This is a genomic window from Streptomyces sp. NPDC102462 (assembly GCF_044765425.1).
Classification (GTDB): domain Bacteria; phylum Actinomycetota; class Actinomycetes; order Streptomycetales; family Streptomycetaceae; genus Streptomyces.
In genome coordinates this window covers 1-1,596 of sequence record NZ_JBIWKB010000157.1, presented here as the reverse complement: position 1 = coordinate 1,596, position 1,596 = coordinate 1, and the positions used below count along the sequence as shown (strand labels likewise).

The following is a 1,596-nucleotide window of genomic DNA, read 5'->3' as shown; positions in this document are numbered from 1 at the left end:
TTCGCGGCCAGGACGGCCTCGATCCCCTCCGGTTTCCCCATACCACTGAAACGAATCACAGAGTTGGAAGCCACGACTTGTTTCCCGGCAACCCCCAACGTTTGCATCTCAGCGCGCATGGTGACGCGATCCGCCGCTCACAGCGACCAAGCGGTCAGCAGATCGCCGGGCCGTAGGCGGCATCGAGCCCGAGCAGGTGCAGCCAGAACCGCAGATCGGGATCTGCCACCCGGTAGCGGCGATCCTTCGACGGTCGCCGCGCGACAGTACTGACTTTGGCTCGTCAGGGTGAATCTTCGCGAAGTCCCTGAAAGGCCCGAAGCGGTGGCTGTATCTCGTGATGTGTGAGGTATGGGGATGGGGGCGGGCTGACCGCTGCGGGGCGGCAACGCCGGGAGGCGGTACGGATGCAGGCGGCCGAGCTGTTCGAGCAGACCATCAAGCCGCCAGAGGTCGCAAGACGCCTGCGTATGAGCCTGAAATCGGCCTACCAGTGGCACAAGCTGTGGCGGGACGGCGGTCGTGAGGCGCTGGCCTCCCGTGGCCCTGGCGGGTCGCGCTGCCGTCTGTCACCGCGCTGCCTGGAGAAGCTCGCCGGGTATCTCGAGCAGGGTCCGGCCGCGCATGGATGGGTGGAGGATCAGGTGTGGACCGCGGCGAGGGTGGCGACGCTGATCGGCAGGAAGTTCCACGTCTCCTACAGCGTCTCGGGGGCCACTCGGTTGATGCACCGGCTCGGCTTCAGCCCGCAGGTCCCCGCACGGCGGGTAGCCGAACGCGACGAGCAGGCCGTCGCCGCGTGGAAGGAGGCGACCTGGGCCGAGGTAAAAGAGCCCGGGCGGCCTGCGGAGGCTACATCTGCTTCGAGGACGAGGCAGGCTTCACCCGCCGGCCGCCCAGGGGACGCACTTGGGGGCGGCGCGGCCGCACCCCGCAGGTGACGGTGAGCGGCCGACGCTCGGGACGCCTGTCCGTGGCCGGGCTGATCGCCATGCGCCCCGGCTCCCGGACCCGGCTGTGCCACCGCCTGCGCACCCACCGAGCGGGCAAAGGCAACCGTCGCAGCATGGGCGAGCGGGACTTCATCGCGCTGGTCGACGGCGTCCACCAACTCGTCAAGGCGCCGCTCGTGCTGGTGTGGGACCGTCTGAACACCCACGTCTCCCACGCCATGCGCGAGCTGATCGCCGAGCGTGAGTGGCTGACGGTGTTCCTGCTGCCCGCGTACTCACCCGACCTCAACCCCGTCGAGTGGGTATGGGCGCACGTCAAACGTAGCCTGGCCAACCTCGCCGTCGTCGCCCTCGACCGACTCGAAGCACTCGTACGCAACCGGCTCAAACGCCTTCAGTACCGGCCAGACACCCTCGACGGCTTCATAACGGGCACCGGCCTGACCCTCGACGAACCAGCATCACCTTGACGAGCCGAAGTCAGTAATGACAGCGCGCCTTCGGCGTCATGTAGCACGGCAACCAGGCTCACTGTCAGAGGGTGTTGTTACTCAGGTTGAACTCGCGGAGTCCGGCGGTCTGATCGCGCCGTCGTCCATGGTCAGACCGGTGGGCGGGAGGCAGCCGTCGACCAGATGAGGCC

General features: G+C 67.7%; 2 protein-coding genes. Both read left to right on the top strand.

The window, feature by feature from the left end; translation table 11 throughout:
* Positions 1-368: 368 nt before the first annotated feature.
* Complete coding sequence (locus tag ACIRFL_RS43815; RefSeq protein ID WP_404041361.1) at positions 369-941, top strand: winged helix-turn-helix domain-containing protein; 573 nt, start codon at positions 369-371, stop codon at positions 939-941.
* Positions 857-1,423: a transposase gene (locus tag ACIRFL_RS43810; RefSeq protein WP_404041358.1), complete on the top strand. Its 567-nt coding sequence runs from the start codon at positions 857-859 to the stop codon at positions 1,421-1,423. Before ACIRFL_RS43815 ends, ACIRFL_RS43810 begins: the two co-directional genes overlap by 85 nt.
* Positions 1,424-1,596: the final 173 nt, after the last annotated feature.